The organism is Acidovorax sp. GW821-FHT10E04, assembly GCF_059415185.1.
Genome location: NZ_JBWKMT010000005.1, coordinates 154,458 through 169,286, shown reverse-complemented (window position 1 = coordinate 169,286; position 14,829 = coordinate 154,458). Strand labels below are relative to the sequence as shown.

Annotated in this window: 9 protein-coding genes; 4 read left to right on the top strand and 5 right to left on the bottom strand. The window is 63.0% G+C overall.

The window, feature by feature from the left end; translation table 11 throughout:
- Positions 1 to 117 precede the first annotated feature (117 nt).
- A complete protein-coding gene (locus AC07OC_RS17050; protein WP_494601788.1) occupies positions 118 to 2,910 on the top strand; it encodes an IPTL-CTERM sorting domain-containing protein in 2,793 nt (930 codons plus the stop codon).
- A 345-nt stretch (positions 2,911 to 3,255) separates the two neighbouring features.
- Here AC07OC_RS17050 and AC07OC_RS17045 read toward each other — a convergent pair whose 3' ends face one another.
- The 4 genes from AC07OC_RS17045 to AC07OC_RS17030 form a co-directional block, all read right to left on the bottom strand.
- Positions 3,256 to 3,897, bottom strand: coding sequence for a glutathione S-transferase family protein (locus AC07OC_RS17045; protein ID WP_218339791.1), 642 nt, complete (start codon positions 3,895 to 3,897; stop codon positions 3,256 to 3,258).
- Positions 3,898 to 4,285: 388 nt separating this feature from the next.
- Positions 4,286 to 6,655 carry a heavy metal translocating P-type ATPase gene (locus AC07OC_RS17040; protein ID WP_494601786.1) on the bottom strand — a complete coding sequence of 790 codons (2,370 nt, stop codon included), beginning with the start codon at positions 6,653 to 6,655 and terminating at the stop codon, positions 4,286 to 4,288.
- A gap of 355 nt (positions 6,656 to 7,010) precedes the next feature.
- Positions 7,011 to 7,571, bottom strand: coding sequence for a Cu(I)-responsive transcriptional regulator (gene cueR / locus AC07OC_RS17035; RefSeq protein ID WP_370627778.1), 561 nt, complete (start codon positions 7,569 to 7,571; stop codon positions 7,011 to 7,013).
- Positions 7,572 to 7,674: 103 nt separating this feature from the next.
- Positions 7,675 to 7,866 carry a heavy-metal-associated domain-containing protein gene (locus AC07OC_RS17030; RefSeq protein ID WP_218296197.1) on the bottom strand — a complete coding sequence of 64 codons (192 nt, stop codon included), beginning with the start codon at positions 7,864 to 7,866 and terminating at the stop codon, positions 7,675 to 7,677.
- A 183-nt stretch (positions 7,867 to 8,049) separates the two neighbouring features.
- Here AC07OC_RS17030 and AC07OC_RS17025 point away from each other — a divergent pair, with 183 nt between their 5' ends.
- Positions 8,050 to 10,458, top strand: a complete 2,409-nt coding sequence (locus AC07OC_RS17025) for a heavy metal translocating P-type ATPase (protein ID WP_255591050.1) — start codon at positions 8,050 to 8,052, stop codon at positions 10,456 to 10,458.
- Between the two features lie 268 nt (positions 10,459 to 10,726).
- Here AC07OC_RS17025 and AC07OC_RS17020 read toward each other — a convergent pair whose 3' ends face one another.
- A complete protein-coding gene (locus AC07OC_RS17020; protein WP_218339794.1) occupies positions 10,727 to 12,154 on the bottom strand; it encodes an aminotransferase-like domain-containing protein in 1,428 nt (475 codons plus the stop codon).
- Positions 12,155 to 12,282: 128 nt separating this feature from the next.
- Between AC07OC_RS17020 and AC07OC_RS17015 the strand changes: the two genes are divergently transcribed.
- Positions 12,283 to 13,566 (top strand): hydroxymethylglutaryl-CoA reductase, degradative, encoded by a 1,284-nt coding sequence (locus AC07OC_RS17015; protein WP_218339795.1) that lies wholly within the window; start codon positions 12,283 to 12,285, stop codon positions 13,564 to 13,566.
- A gap of 91 nt (positions 13,567 to 13,657) precedes the next feature.
- Positions 13,658 to 14,650, top strand: coding sequence for a Bug family tripartite tricarboxylate transporter substrate binding protein (locus AC07OC_RS17010; RefSeq protein WP_218296201.1), 993 nt, complete (start codon positions 13,658 to 13,660; stop codon positions 14,648 to 14,650).
- Positions 14,651 to 14,829: the final 179 nt, after the last annotated feature.

Here is a 14,829-nt window from a genome sequence, read left to right as displayed (position 1 = left end):
CGCGGACCCACGATCCGAAAGTTGTTTGTTGTATGTCTGCTCACTGCTTCACCGTTCTGAGCAGCGTTTAAATCCAAAGAGGAAATCGTGTTGAAAAGAACAAATGGTTGGAGAACCATGCATGCCTTGGTTCACAAGTTCCTGAGCGGCGTGGCCGCGATAGGTGTTGGGGGGATGCTTCTGGCAGCGCATCCGGCGCACGCCGAATTCGTCAATGGCGGGTTTGAGGGCGGCACGTTTGGCAGCGAATGGATCAAAACGACTCTGCAGAACAACGGCGTGCCCACAGTTAGTACGCACACCATCAACCCCAAATCCATCAAGGATCTGAATCTTCGGGCCAATGCTGGTGACGCGGGATATGACCCCAATCTCTATACCACCACGGGGACGGCACCAGATGCCACGGACCTGTCCGTGGTGCTGGATGCAGGTGGCGCGGGCGCTCGCAGCCAACAGGATCATCTGCTCACTGGCGCCATCCCCGCTGCCTCCTTGCGCTGGCCCTTTGCTGGCAACAACAGTGCTTTGGTGAATCTGAATCCACTTGGATCTACCCAGGCAACGCGTCATATCGCCCGAAGTGGCAGCCCGACCCTGGGGAACCCGCCCGTGCAGTACACGAGCCATGCTTCCCGTGCCAGCTCCATTCGGCAACGCGCCCAAGTGACGGCTGCCGATGTGGACGCAGATGGCAAGGTACACGTTCGCTTCGCCATGACGCCCGTGCTTGACAACCCAGGATTGATCAAAGTGCTGGGCGGCACCGTGAGTGCTGCTTCCGGCTCCCCCATCGTCACAGGCACGGGGACCAATTTCACGGCCACGGTGAGCCCTGGAAACTATGTGCGTCTTGGCACAAACAATACGGATCGTCAGGTACTTTCCGTTGACAGTGACACGCAAATTACGCTGACCAGCAACGCTATTAACGTGACAAATGGTGCGGTATATGTTTCCAGCGTTTCCGGTGGGCATTTCTCCGAAGAACAGCCCTACTTTGCGGTCGAAGTGCGCAAGATCACGTCGGCCGTGGATTCCACCCCTGTTCCTGTGCCCGGTGCCCCCGCGAGCTCCCCTGGCCAGTTGTTCTTCACCTTCAACTTCTCCAACCAGCCAGGGACCGTGTGGCATGACACCACGAACAACACCCGGAACTACGCCTATTCGGAATTCATCACTTTTGACATAGCCCCCGGCAATGCCAAACTGCAGGTGGGCGACTGGATCGAGCTTGAACTGGTGGCGGCGGGTTGCTCTCCTGGCGGGCACGAAGGCCATGTGCATGTGGACAGCTTTAGCTTCAGGCTCCCCGACGTGTTGTGGGTGAGCGTCTCTGGCCCCGTGTCTGTCAGCAGCGCCAATGGCACTCAGATCACCTACACCTATACCTACACCAACAAGACCAGCGACCCAGTGAGCAACGCCACTGTGACGCCGGTGATGCCGCAAGACAATTCGGCCGTCCCTCAGAACGTGACCTACGTGTCTTCCAGCGGAGGAAACTGCACGCCGGCTTCTGGTGGCGCCACTGCCACACCGCCAACGCCAGGCGGCTCCCTGAGTTGCAACGTGGGTACGTTGGCGCCGGGGCAGTCAGGGTCTTTTACTGTCACCGTAGTTGTTCCCGATGGGGCAATGGGGCCCATCAACAACGGGAACTACACCATCGCGGGTGACGCGGTCGATCCGCTTCCCGGCCCCATGTGGAAAACGGATCTGGTCAGCCCTTCGACGCTCAGCGACATGGACGTGGATGCCGTGACTCTGAACCTGCCACCGACTGCCAATGTAGGCACGCTTTACACCGGCTCGTATACCTGCACCAACAAGGGGGCTGCTGCCGCGGATGTTGCAACATGCGATGCCGCAAACCTGCCCGCAGGCGTGGGCGTCTCGGCATGTACCGTCAGCCCGGCCAATACGCCCTGGACCCAGCCAGGTACCGTGCCTTCCGGAGAGACTGTGACATGTCAAGTTTCTGGAACACCCACCACAACGGGTAGCGTGACCGTGCATGTGACCACCGGGGCCGACAACGATCCGAATACGCTGAACAATGAACGTACCGCCATCATCGCCATCGCTGGTGTCCTACCTACGCCTGACATGGCGATCGACTTGGCAGGTATTCCGCCCTCAGGGACAGTTGGTGTGCCCTACAGCGGTAGCTTCACATGCCAGAACATCGGTGCCGCCACGGCGCTCACCGGCACCACCTGCGCCGTGGGAGGGCTCCCGGCAGGGGTGAACCAAGGGGCCTGCAGCATCAGCACAGGCGGCGCCTGGATCGCCGGAAACGCCGTACCTGCGGGGGCCTTCGTCACCTGTGCGGTGAGCGGCACGCCAACCAGCTCTGGTGGTTTGACCGTGAACGGCACCACCGGCGCCACGGGCGACATCAATGTCGGCAACAACACAGCATCGAGGCCTGTGTCTATGACGACGGCCCCGGATGTACTGGTGGATGTGAGCGGGTTGCCTGCCACTGCAAGAGTGGGTGTCTCTTACACGGGGAGCTACACCTGCACCAACGCTGGTTCTGCCGATGCGGTGGCCAGCACGAGTTGCTCTGTCGCCGGTCTGCCTCCGGGCCTGTCCACGAGCTCCTGCACGGTCAGCCCTGGGGCCTCGGCATGGGTCGCAGGGAACGCCATTCCCCAAGGCCAGACGGTGACATGCCAGGTGAGCGGCACCCCCACGACCTTGGGGACGGCTACCGCCAACGGCACAACGGGTGCAGCAGGCGACGGTGATACATCCAACAATACGCAGTCGCGCGTCATCGCCGTAGAAGCGGCCAATGCTCCGGCATCGATTCCCACGCTCTCGGAATGGGGACTTGTCATGCTGTCCAGCTTGATGGTCATGATGGGCCTGATCCGCCGCAAGCGCGCGCTCTTCCCGTAGTAAATGGATTGCGCTAGGCGGTCGTGATGGTGTCCACCAAACGATACCGGTGGACACCATGACGCGTTCAAGCTGCAACTCCTTTTCAATTGCGAAATATGTCGCCCAACTGCGCGTCCTCACTTCGGTCGGCTGCGCGGACGTCCGCTGTTGCCACGGCAGGCACGGTGCGAACCCGACAAGCAATGTGCGCAGACCGCATAGGGCCACGCCAAGCAGTCACACGGGCGCGCTGTCGGTGGACGTCCGTCAGCTGAGGCATATGCGCGTGAACGCAACGCGCGGGCACGCCATCCGGTTGCGTCCATTGCAGCGGCTTTTCATGGTGGCGCTGCCAGGGCCAGATCAAGGCGCAGCGGACAGCAGTTCGCGAGGAGGCTGCCAGCCCGGCAGTTGCTGGATTCGACGCAGCCAGGCACGCACGTGTGGCGGAACATCGAGCCCCACGTCATCCGCCCAGAACAGGTAGCCGCAGAGCGCGCAATCAGCGACCGATAGTTGCTCGTCGAGGATGAATGCGCGTCCGTCGCTCAGCTCGGCCTCAAGCCGCGCTATGTCGCGCTGATAGCGCGCCAGCAGCCATTCCGGTGTGCCGCCGGGATACTCCTGCGGGGCAAACTGGCGGGCAAACCGAACATGTGGCAGCGACAGGCCGAGACGATTGGCTTCCCAGAACAGCCATTCGCGCACACGCGCCATGCGCTGCGGGCTCTCGCCACCCAGGCGCTGCAGGCGCTCTGCCAGCAGGCACAGAATGGCGTTGGACTGCACAAAGCTCTCCGCTCCCCACACCAGGAGCGGTACCTCATTGAAACGCGCCAGGCTGCGAAATGGCTCCGGTCGTTGTTCAGGCGACACAAAGATGTCGATATGGACATAGTCATGCTCAACCTGCCCAAACACCAATGCCAGGCGCACCTTGTTGCTATGGCCAGATTCACGGTTGCCGTAGAGGGTGATGCCGGTTGGTGTGAGCGGGGGCGTCATATCGGGTTCCTGGGAGGTATCCATCTGGGAGTCATTCTCTGCAGAGAGCATACGAGACGAGCCCGTCATGCCGGATGCGGCGTGTGGGCGCCGTCAGGACCACATGATTGGCCGTTCACCGCTCACCACTCATCGCAATTGGCATTGAATGCGAGTCGGCAAAAAGCCGCGCAAGCGCATCGATCAACTCGGGCCCATGGCCCACCGAGCCCCCCGGAGCGGCACCGCAGACGGCTTCCATCACCGTCGTGGTGCCCGCCAGACCGAAGCCGTTGGAAACGGGCCTGCGAGCACCGTGCATGCTGACAGGATGCCGGTTTCCTTGCTGTCTTGCGGAAATGCCGGCCAGGGACCTCACTCAGATCAACTCGGTGCCTGCAGGTCCATCTCAGCCCTTGCGAAGCCGCAGGGCGTTGGTGATCACCGAGGCAGAACTCAGGCTCATCGCCAGGGCCGCGATCATCGGCGACAGCAGCCAGCCGGTGAAGGGATACAGCAGCCCTGCCGCAATCGGTATGCCCAGCGCGTTGTAGAGGAAGGCGAACATGAGATTCTGCTTCATGTTGCCCACCGTCGCCTCGGACAGTTCCCGCGCTGTGGAAATACCCCGCAGATCGCCCTTGACCAAGGTGACCTGTGCGCTGTTCATCGCCACGTCGGTGCCGGTGCCCATCGCGATCCCCACATCCGCCTTGGCAAGGGCGGGCGCGTCGTTGATCCCGTCCCCCGCCATGGCGACAACACGGCCTTCGGCCTGCAGCCGCGACACCAGGGCCAGCTTGTCCGCAGGCTTGACCTCGCCATGGACCTCATCAATCCCCAGCTTGGCCCCCACCGCCTTGGCGGTGGTCATGCCGTCGCCCGTGGCCATGACAATGCGCAGTCCCGCCGCGTGCAAGGTCGCCAGCGCTTCGGGCGTGCTGGCCTTGATGGCATCCGAGACCGCCAGCAGGCCTTGAAGCTGGCCATCGGCCGCCAGGTACATCACGCTGGCGCCTGTGGCGCGCAAGGCCTCTGCCTGCGCAAGCAGCGGATCCGCAGAAACGCCCACCTGCTCCATGAGGACCGTGTTTCCCAGGGCGATCTGGCGCCCGCCGACCCGTCCGCGTACGCCGATGCCCGACCCGGACTCGAAGTCCTCGGGCTTGTCCAGGGCCAGCCCCTTGGCGCGGGCCGCCTGCACAATGGCGTCGGCCAGCGGGTGCTCGCTGCCTTGGTCCAGGCTGGCAGCCAGACGCAACACTTCGTCGTTGGATATGCCGGGCATGGCCACCACACGCTCGAAGGAGGGTTTGCCCTCTGTGAGCGTGCCAGTCTTGTCCACGATCAGCGTGTCCACCTTGCGCAGGTTCTCGATGGCTGCCGCGTCCCTGAACAGCACGCCACGGGTCGCCCCCCGGCCCGTGGCCACCATGATGGACATGGGTGTTGCCAGGCCCAACGCGCAGGGACACGCGATGATCAGCACGGCCACGGCATTGACCAGGCCATAGACCCACCGTGGCTCAGGACCGAACAGGCCCCACGCGAAGAGCGTGAGCAACGCGATACCGACCACGGCCACCACGAAGTACCCCGCCACCTGGTCCGCCATGCGCTGCATGGGGGCCCGTGAGCGCTGTGCCTGGGCCACCATCTGAACGATCTGGGACAGCATGGTGGCGGAGCCGACCCGCTCCGACCGGATCACGAGCGCTCCGTTGGTATTGAGCGTGGCACCGATGACTGCATCCCCGGGCCCTTTGACGATGGGCACCGGCTCGCCAGTGAGCATGGCTTCGTCCACGGCGCTGCTCCCCTCGACGACCACGCCATCCACCGGCACCTTCTCCCCGGGGCGCACGCGCAGCAGGTCACCCACATGGACGTGGGACAGCGGCACGTCGCTCTCCTGGCCGTTGGCGTCGATGCGCCGCGCCGTCTTGGGAGCCAGGCCCAACAGCGATTTGATGGCGGCCGAGGTCTGGGAGCGCGCTTTCAGCTCCAGCATCTGGCCGAGGAGCGTGAGCGAGATGATGACGGCCGCAGCTTCGAAATACACCGCCACGCGCCCCATGGCCTGGAACGAGGCGGGAAACACCCCCGGCGCAACGGTCGCGACCACGCTGTAGACGAAAGCGGCACCGGTGCCCAGGCTGATCAGCGTCCACATATTGGGGCTGCGGTTCACGACCGACTGCGCACCGCGCACGAAGAAGGGCCAGCCCGCCCACAGAACGATGGGAACGGTCAACACCAGCTCGATCCAGCTCTGCGTGGCCATCTCGAACCACTGCAAGCGGTGCCCAAGCATGGCCAGGACGGTGACCACCACAGTGAGAGGCAGCGTCCACCAGAAGCGATGCCGGAAATCCACGAGTTCCGCGTTTTCTCCCTCATCGAGCGTAGGCAGCATGGGCTCCAGTGTCATGCCGCACTTGGGGCAGTTCCCCGGGTGGTCCTGCTGCACCTCCGGGTGCATGGGACAAGTGTAGATCGTGCCGGGTTGCGCCGCTGCGGGCTTGGGCTGAGGGGCACGGTCGCTCCGCGGCGTGGTGAGGAATTTTTGCGGCGCTTCCACAAAGCGTGTTTTGCACTTGACGCTGCAAAAGTAGTAGCGATGTCCTTCGTGCTCTGCCGAGTGATGCGACTGGTCCGTCACCTCCATGCCGCAGACTGGATCTTTCAACCCTGTTGATGGCGCAGGTGAATGCCCGTGATGGCCCTCATGATGCTGATGTCCGTGGCTTGCGTGATCGTGCGGTGCTGCAGCTGGCATGGATGGCCTCCCTATCGATGTGTTGAAAGTCTGCCGAGGTTATTTTTTGTCCGATTCCTCTCCAGGCGCTGTGTGGCGGGGTCGTTGTTCATGGCGTTCTCCAAGAAGTCCTCAAGATGGTGCGAGACCTTGTTGGAACGTTAAGGCTTGACACGGTGGGAATGTCAAGCGCCCACAGCGGCCGCCCTTGAGATCCAGTTCATGGTGATCGATGAGGGCTGCAAGACGGTCGTCAGCGCCATCGAGCCTGCCAGGCAAGCCGGTGCGTGAGGCCGCGCCGCACAAGAAGGCCCTGCCACGGTCGGCCACCATCGCGGCACAAGGCGATGGTTCCATGGTCCCACCGCGGCCTGGTTCAGTGCCCCCCTCGATGTACGTGGACACCTCGCATCCACGTCATGAGATCCAGATGACTGTTCGTCGGCGCGTGGGTCGCTTCAAGGTGTGTTCTGGACGCCTTGGCTCCGCGCCGAGTGGGCTTGACGAAACTGGCGTTGTGGTTGGGCTTCGACGGACTGTCCGCCGCCAGGTTGTCCAGGATTGCGCAATGCGCATGGTCGTCGCCAGCGCACACAGAAACCAACTGCTCCAACGCCGATTTCATCTCGACAATCTCCCGCAGCTTCTCCTCCAGATCCGCCAGATGGCGCTCGGCAATCGCTTTCACCTGCCGACTGGTGCGGTGCGTGTCGCCCCATTGGCCGATCAACTCCGCAATCTGTGGCATGGAGAATCCGAGGCGGCGCGACTGCCGGATGAAACGCAGTACCGAGACTTCGCGCTCACCGTACTTTCGATAGCCAGACTCGCTGCGCTCGGCTTCTGGCAACAATCCTGTTTGCTCGTAGTGGCGGATCATCTTGGCCGATACGCCTGCCGCCTTGGCTGCATCGCCGATGTTCATGGGTGAGGTCATGGATGCTCCTGTGCAATGGAATAACCCGGTAGCCAGGACTTTCCTCCTTGCCACCGTGTCAATGTCAAGTTCCTCGGACGTTCCTTTTTTTGTCCGGACCGAATCAGGCGGGTGGGTATCCGGCCTCGGTCAGTGCCTCGGCCAGTGTCTTGCGGTCTTCCGCGCTTTGCACCGTGACCATCCGCCTGGACATGTCCACCCGCACCTTGCAGTCAGGGTCTGCCATCTGCAGCGTCTGGTTCACCATCCCCGCACAGTGTCCGCAGGTCATGTCGGGAAGTTGGAATTCGTGCATTTTTCACCTCTGGGGAAAAGTTAAGAGGTGCCCAGTCTCCGGTTTGCCACAGGGGCAAGGTCAAGTGGCCGGATGGTGGCCTGTCCAAGACATGCTGACTCGTTTGCGTCTCCCACCGTGTCAACCCTGAAAGTCCGGGCTGTGCCGGATACCGCCGGAGTTGAACACCACTTGGAGATTGTCATGAATACCCCCGTGAATGAAGCGGCCTCGTCCGCCGCCCTGTCGAGCGCACACCTGAATCTCCCGATTCTGGGCATGACCTGCGGCTCCTGCGTTGGGCGGGTTGAAAAGGCACTGAAAGCCGTACCCGGTGTCCGCGAGGTGACCGTGAACATTGCCACGGAGCGCGCCACCGTGGTGGCCGCCGCCACGGTGGCAGTCACTGCTCTGGCTGCGGCCGTGCAAAAGGCGGGATACGCAGTGGCGGAGGAATCCATGGAGTTGTTGATCGGCGGGATGACGTGCGCTTCGTGCGTTGGACGTGTCGAAAAGGCGCTGAAGGCCGTGCCTGGCGTGAAGCATGCCGAAGTCAATCTGGCCACCGAGCGTGCGCAGATTCGTTTCGATGCAGGCTTGCCACCCGAACGTCTGGTAGCCGCCGTTGCAAAGGCGGGCTATGAGGCCCAGATGGTGGATGCGAGCACTCCGGCTGAACCCGCGAATCAGTCTGCGCCTTGGTGGCCGGTCGCGCTGGCGGGGGGCCTGTCCGTTCCTCTGGTGTTGCCCATGGTGGGCATGCTGTTCGGCCAGGACTGGACACTCAACGGCTGGATTCAACTCGCCTTGGCCACGCCAGTGCAGTTCTGGCTGGGAGCGCGGTTTTACCGTGCCGGCTGGAAGGCGCTGCGTGCAGGGGCAGGAAACATGGATCTGCTGGTGGCGCTGGGTACGTCGGCCGGGTACGGCTTGAGCCTGTATCTGTTGTTCAAGCACGCCGAGCACGGCACCCCCCACCTGTATTTTGAAGCCTCCGCAGTCATCGTCACGCTTGTCCTTCTGGGGAAGTGGCTGGAGGCCCGGGCCAAGCGGCAAACCACCGAGGCCATCCGGGCGCTGCATGCGCTGCGCCCGGAGATTGCGCGCGTGCGCACTGATGCCGGTGACATCGATCTACCGCTTTCACGTGTGAAAGTAGGTGATACGGTGGTTGTTCGTCCAGGGGAAAGAGTCCCGGTGGATGGCGCCGTGATCGAAGGCGCCAGCCAGGTGGATGAGTCATTGATCACCGGGGAGAGCCTGCCCGTGGCGAAGCACGTCGGTGACAAGGTGACGGGGGGCGCAGTGAACGCGGAAGGCTTGCTGCTGGTGCGCACCACCGCCATTGGCGCTGAGTCAACCCTGTCGCGCATCGTGCGCATGGTGGAGTCGGCACAGGCCAAGAAGGCTCCCATCCAGCGGATAGTGGATGAAGTGAGTGCGGTCTTTGTGCCTGTCGTGCTCGGCCTTGCTGCCATCACACTGATGGGCTGGGGCTTTGCCACTGGCCACTGGGAGCAGGCGATCCTCAATGCCGTCGCGGTACTTGTCATTGCATGCCCTTGTGCGCTCGGCTTGGCGACTCCCACCGCGATCATGGCGGGCACCGGCGTAGCAGCACGCCACGGTATTCTGATCAAGGATGCCGAAGCACTTGAAGTTGCCCACCGCATCGACACCGTGGCGTTCGACAAGACCGGCACCCTGACCGAGGGCAAGCCCACCTTGACGGCAGCGATACCCGCCGAAGGCCACCAGGATCAGCTGCTGCCGTTTGCGGCCGCCATTCAGAACGGCAGCGAGCATCCGCTGGCGAAGGCGGTGATGGATGCAGCGCGCATCCAGGGCGTGATCGTGCCTCGGGCCACCGAGGTCACTGCCGTGCCTGGCAGAGGTATGTCTGCTGTCGTCAAAGGACGCCAGATCCGCCTGGGAAGCACGCGTTACATGGATGAGCTAGGCGTCAACACGGCCAGCCTGACGGTGACCGCCGCACAGATGCAGCACGAAGGCCGCACTGTGTCCTGGTTGGCCGACGTGACCGACGCGCCGGAAGTGGTGGGACTCTTGGCGTTTGGGGACACCGTCAAGCCCAGCTCCCAACAGGCCATTGCCCAACTGCACAGCCTGGGCATCCAGACCGTCCTGGTCACCGGGGACAACAAGGGAAGCGCAGGCGCGGTGGCCCGCGCCTTGGGCATCGATCAGGTTCGCGCCGATGTGCTGCCGGAAGGCAAGGCGGATATCGTGGCCCAGCTCAAGGCCGGTGGCAGACAGGTGGCGATGGTGGGTGACGGGATCAACGACGCGCCCGCTCTGGCGGCTGCAAACGTGGGAATTGCCATGTCCACGGGCACGGACGTGGCCATGCATGCGGCGGGGATCACGCTCATGCGCGGAGACCCTGCGCTGATCGCGGATGCCATCGATATCTCCCGGCGTACCTACGCAAAGATCCGTCAGAACCTGTTCTGGGCATTCGCGTACAACGTGGTCGGGATTCCCCTGGCGGCATTGGGACTGCTGAATCCCATGGTGGCCGGAGCTGCCATGGCCCTGAGCAGCGTGAGTGTGGTGACCAACGCTCTCATGCTACGGTCCTGGAAGAAGTGAGGAACGACCACGGCAGAAAAAGAACCGCAGGCGCTGAGCCACCCCACCCTCGGTGTCTGTCGATCAGATATCGATCTGCCCGGAGTTCTCCCAGGCATCGCCCCCTCATGCCGAGGTAGCGCATGGTCGATTCCAGCCTGGAGTGCCCTGCACCGACAAGTGACTACCGATCTCTCGCTCAGTTTAGATATGCGTCGTTTGAGAGCCCCGAACGACGAAAGCACAACGATTGAAAACCTGCAGCAAGGCTCTTGAGCATCGTGGGACGCTAGGAGGAGCCCAATTGCACCAGCGCGTTTTGGAGGGCTGTTCTGAACCTCGGGTCCATCACCGCCCCCACGTTATAGCGTGACCATGGCGACGTCGCGGAGGTGTCAACGCTGAAAATCCTGCCCGGAGCCAACCGGATGTTGTGTGGGCGCAGCGAATCTGCAAGGGTCATCGAATCATCCACCCCGGGCATGGATACCCACAGGTAGAGGGACTGGGCGTTCTTTGCGAAGATGTTCGCTCCTACAGATTCGAACAGCGCGCGCGCACCCTCCGTCGCTTCGCCCAGCCGACTGCGCAACCGGGTCAGGTGTCGTTGATAGTGGCCTTCGCTCAACATGACATCGACGGTCCGTTCGCAATACTCAGAACTGCTCACGTGGATCAGCGCTTTCAGATCGGCAAGGTCACTGGCCAAATCCGCGCCGCAAGCAATGAAGCCCACGCGCAGTGCGGCCGAGAACGATTTTGAGAAGCTGCCGATGTAGATCGTGCGCTCGAGTTGGTCCAGAGAAGCCAGGCGTGGCGACGAGGTCGGCTTGAAGTCCGCAAGCGGATCGTTCTCAACGATCAGCAGGTCGTATTTCTGTGCCAGCTGCAGAACGCGAAAGGCCTTTGCCGCGGACAGGTCCGAGCCTGTCGGGTTGTGTGCGATCGACTGCGTAAAGAAGAGCCTGGGCCGCTGGGTGATCAACAACTGCTCCAGGGCCTCCAGGTCCGGCCCATCGTGCAGGCGTGGCACGCCCAGCACCTCGGCGCTGGCCATCTTCAACTTGCCGAACAAAGGGTAGTAGCCAGGGTCATCCACCAGAACCTTGCCGCCGGGCGGCACGAAGTAGCGAATAACGATGTCCATCGCCTCATTGGCACCGTGCGTCAGTACGATCTGCCGCGGTTCGGCGCCGATCCCAAAGTCCGCGAGTTTGCGCACCAAATGCTCACGCAGCGGCGCGTACCCGAAGCGGCTGCCATAGCGGAACAGGGAACCCAGCCCCGTGCGCACGACTTTCTGGTGGTACTTGTCCAGCCTCACATCCGAAAGCCATTCGACTGGCGGGAAGCCATCGGCGATTGCCAAGGCGCCCGGCTCGTTCTTGAGCTGCTCACGCATCAGCCAGACGATGTCCATGGCTCGCCCCAAGCTTCCCGCCTCGTCATCGGCCGCCCTGGAAGGCGGTTTGTCGACCACGAAGTACCCAGCACCGCGGCGGGGTTCAATCAGCCCACGCGAAACGAGCAATTCAAATGCGGTGACCACCGTGTTCTTGGCGTACTTGTGGAGTTCGGCCATCTCACGCAGCGAGGGCAATTTGTCGCCGACCTTGTAGGCACCGTCGCGGATCTGCCGCTCGATGTCGTCGGCGACCGCGACGGGCAAGGTAACCGATCTGGGGCGACGTGTCTGGGAGCTTCCTTCAACTGTCATTGATCAACTATGACACATCGCCGGTCCTTGCCCGGAAAGCAAACTGTTTGGCAAAACTGTACCTTCACTATTTGGTACGGCGGTTTTAAAGTTTGCCCATACCGTATCCACCACCCAGTAGACACCCAATGGTCGATTCACGACTCCCCAATTTCCGCTCACTCACCCCTGCGCAGCGCCTGGAACATGTCGCACGCATCACCAACCTGTCCGAGGGAGACGTCGCGCTCATCAACCAGCCCGGCGCGCTCAGCGTCGAACGTGCCAACGGCATGGTGGAGAACGTCATCGGAACATTCGAACTTCCGTTCGGCATCGGCGGCAACTTCCAGATCAACGGTCGCGATGTCCTGGTACCGATGGTGGTCGAAGAGCCGTCCGTCGTGGCGGCGGCCTCGTTCATGGCCAAGCTGGCCCGCGACTGTGGCGGCTTCGAAACCTCCAGCACGGGGCCGCTGATGCGTGCCCAGGTGCAGGTCATTGGCATCACCGACCCCTATGGCGCCCGCCTGGCGCTCCTGAAGCACCGTGACGAGATCCTGGACGTCGCCAACAGCCGCGACAAGGTCCTCATCGGCCTGGGCGGCGGCTGCCGCGACATCGAGATCCACGTGTTCCCCGACACGGCCCGCGGTCCCATGGTCGTCATGCACCTGATCGTCGACGTGCGCGACGCGATGGGTGCCAACACCGTCAACACCATGGCCGAATCGGTTTCGCCCCTGGTCGAGAAGCTCACGGGCGGCACCGTGCGGCTGCGCATCCTGTCCAACCTGGCCGACCTGCGTCTGTCACGCGCCCGCGTGCGGCTCACGCCCGAAACACTCAGAACCAAAGAGCGCAGCGGCGAAGAGATCATCGAAGGCGTGCTCGATGCCTACACCTTCGCAGCCATCGATCCGTACCGCGCGGCCACGCACAACAAAGGCATCATGAACGGCATAGATCCCGTCATCGTTGCCACCGGCAACGACTGGCGCGCGGTCGAGGCCGGCGCCCATGCCTACGCCTGCCGAAACGGCCGCTACACCTCGCTGACGACCTGGGAGAAAGACACCCAGGGCGCGCTGGTCGGCACCATCGAAATGCCCATGCCCGTGGGCCTGGTGGGCGGCGCGACCAAGACACACCCGCTGGCCCGGTTGTCGCTCAAGATCATGGGCGTCAGGTCGGCGCAGGAGCTGGGCGAGGTGGCCGTCGCGGTGGGCCTGGCCCAGAACCTCGGAGCGCTGCGCGCCCTGGCCACCGAAGGGATCCAACGCGGCCATATGGCCCTGCACGCACGCAACATCGCGCTGGTCGCAGGGGCAACCGGTGACGAGATCGAAGTCGTTGCCAGGCGCATGGCCGCGGAGCACGACGTACGCACCGACCGGGCGGTCGTCTTGCTTGAAGAGCTGCGCCAAAACTAAGACCGCCGCCATTGCCGGCGGGGCGGCTGATTCCGCCGGCCTCGAAGCCAGCCAGACCGTTCACCCATCTCATAACTTGGAGACTATCGACATGACACAACCTCAGGTCAAGCGCCGCACCGTGCTCGGTTCCCTCGGCGCCACGATGTTGTCAACGTGGGCGTGCCCCACGCTCGCACAGGGTGCTGTGTTCCCCCACCGTCCGATCAAGATCATCGTCCCCTGGGCTGCGGGGGGCGGCGGCGATGTGATCGTGCGCCTCATGGGCACGAGTCTTCAGAAGCGGCTCGGCCAGGCCGTCGTGGTTGACAACCGCCCCGGCGCCGTCGGAACCATCGGTAGCGTCGCGGCAGCGCGCAGCCCGGCCGACGGCTACACGCTCGTCTACGGCGGCATGGAGTCGCACACCATCGCGCCCCATGCGATGAAGAAGGCACCTTACGACCCCAAGAAGGAATTTGTTGCCATTGCGCCGCTGGGCTTCTTCCCTGCGGCCCTGGTCGTGAGCGCTTCACACCCAGCCAAGAACCTGAACCAGTTCCTGCAGATGGCCAAGGATGCCAAGACCCCGATGAGCTTCGGCTCGTGGAGCACCGCCACGTCCGGACACCTCATGATGGAGGCCCTGAAGGTGGCCAAGAGCGTCGATCTCCTGCATGTGCCCTACAACGGCACCGCGCCCCTGCTCAATGCCCAGCTGTCTCAACAGGTCGATTGTTCCATCAACGTCCTGTCGACCGTGGAACCCCACATCCGCAGCGGTACGCTGCGCCTGCTGGCGGTTTCAATGCCCCAACGCCTGCCGGAGTTTCCGGACGTCCCGACCCTGAAAGAAATCGGTCTCAATGTCGAACGGGGACCATGGGTGGGAATTTTCGGCCCGGCCGGAATGCCGGAAGACGTCATCTCGCGCGTGCACGAGGCAGTCGACGCCACCCTCAGGGAGCCAGCCATCGTCGAGCAGACCAAGAAGATGTTCTTCGTCGTCGAGCACATGGATCAGCGCGCGTACCAGAACTTCTATTTCAGCGAGATCGATCGCTGGGGCCAGTACGTCAAGACGGCCAAGGTGGCCATCGAGTGACCGTGTTGGCGTCGCTTGACGGCACGACGCTGACCGGACGGGCGACCTGCATCGCCCGGGCTTCGACCGGGTTGTTGCCCGGTCAGGAGAAAGGGTGTGCGCTCCAGGCCGGCCATGCCCGAAAAACGGGGCGCCCGTCGCTGCAGGCTGCGGCTTGCTGAAGCGCCCCGAGGCCGGTC

Bases quoted from the DNA above. Each gene is read 5' to 3' on its own strand.
- AC07OC_RS17050 (WP_494601788.1), top strand. From the start codon at position 118: ATGCATGCCTTGGTTCACAAGTTCCTGAGCGGCGTGGCCGCGATAGGT.
- AC07OC_RS17045 (WP_218339791.1), bottom strand. From the start codon at position 3,897: ATGACGCCCCCGCTCACACCAACCGGCATCACCCTCTACGGCAACCGT.
- AC07OC_RS17040 (WP_494601786.1), bottom strand. From the start codon at position 6,655: ATGCCAGCTGCAGCACCGCACGATCACGCAAGCCACGGACATCAGCAT.
- cueR (WP_370627778.1), bottom strand. From the start codon at position 7,571: ATGACCTCACCCATGAACATCGGCGATGCAGCCAAGGCGGCAGGCGTA.
- AC07OC_RS17030 (WP_218296197.1), bottom strand. From the start codon at position 7,866: ATGCACGAATTCCAACTTCCCGACATGACCTGCGGACACTGTGCGGGG.
- AC07OC_RS17025 (WP_255591050.1), top strand. From the start codon at position 8,050: ATGAATACCCCCGTGAATGAAGCGGCCTCGTCCGCCGCCCTGTCGAGC.
- AC07OC_RS17020 (WP_218339794.1), bottom strand. From the start codon at position 12,154: ATGACAGTTGAAGGAAGCTCCCAGACACGTCGCCCCAGATCGGTTACC.
- AC07OC_RS17015 (WP_218339795.1), top strand. From the start codon at position 12,283: ATGGTCGATTCACGACTCCCCAATTTCCGCTCACTCACCCCTGCGCAG.
- AC07OC_RS17010 (WP_218296201.1), top strand. From the start codon at position 13,658: ATGACACAACCTCAGGTCAAGCGCCGCACCGTGCTCGGTTCCCTCGGC.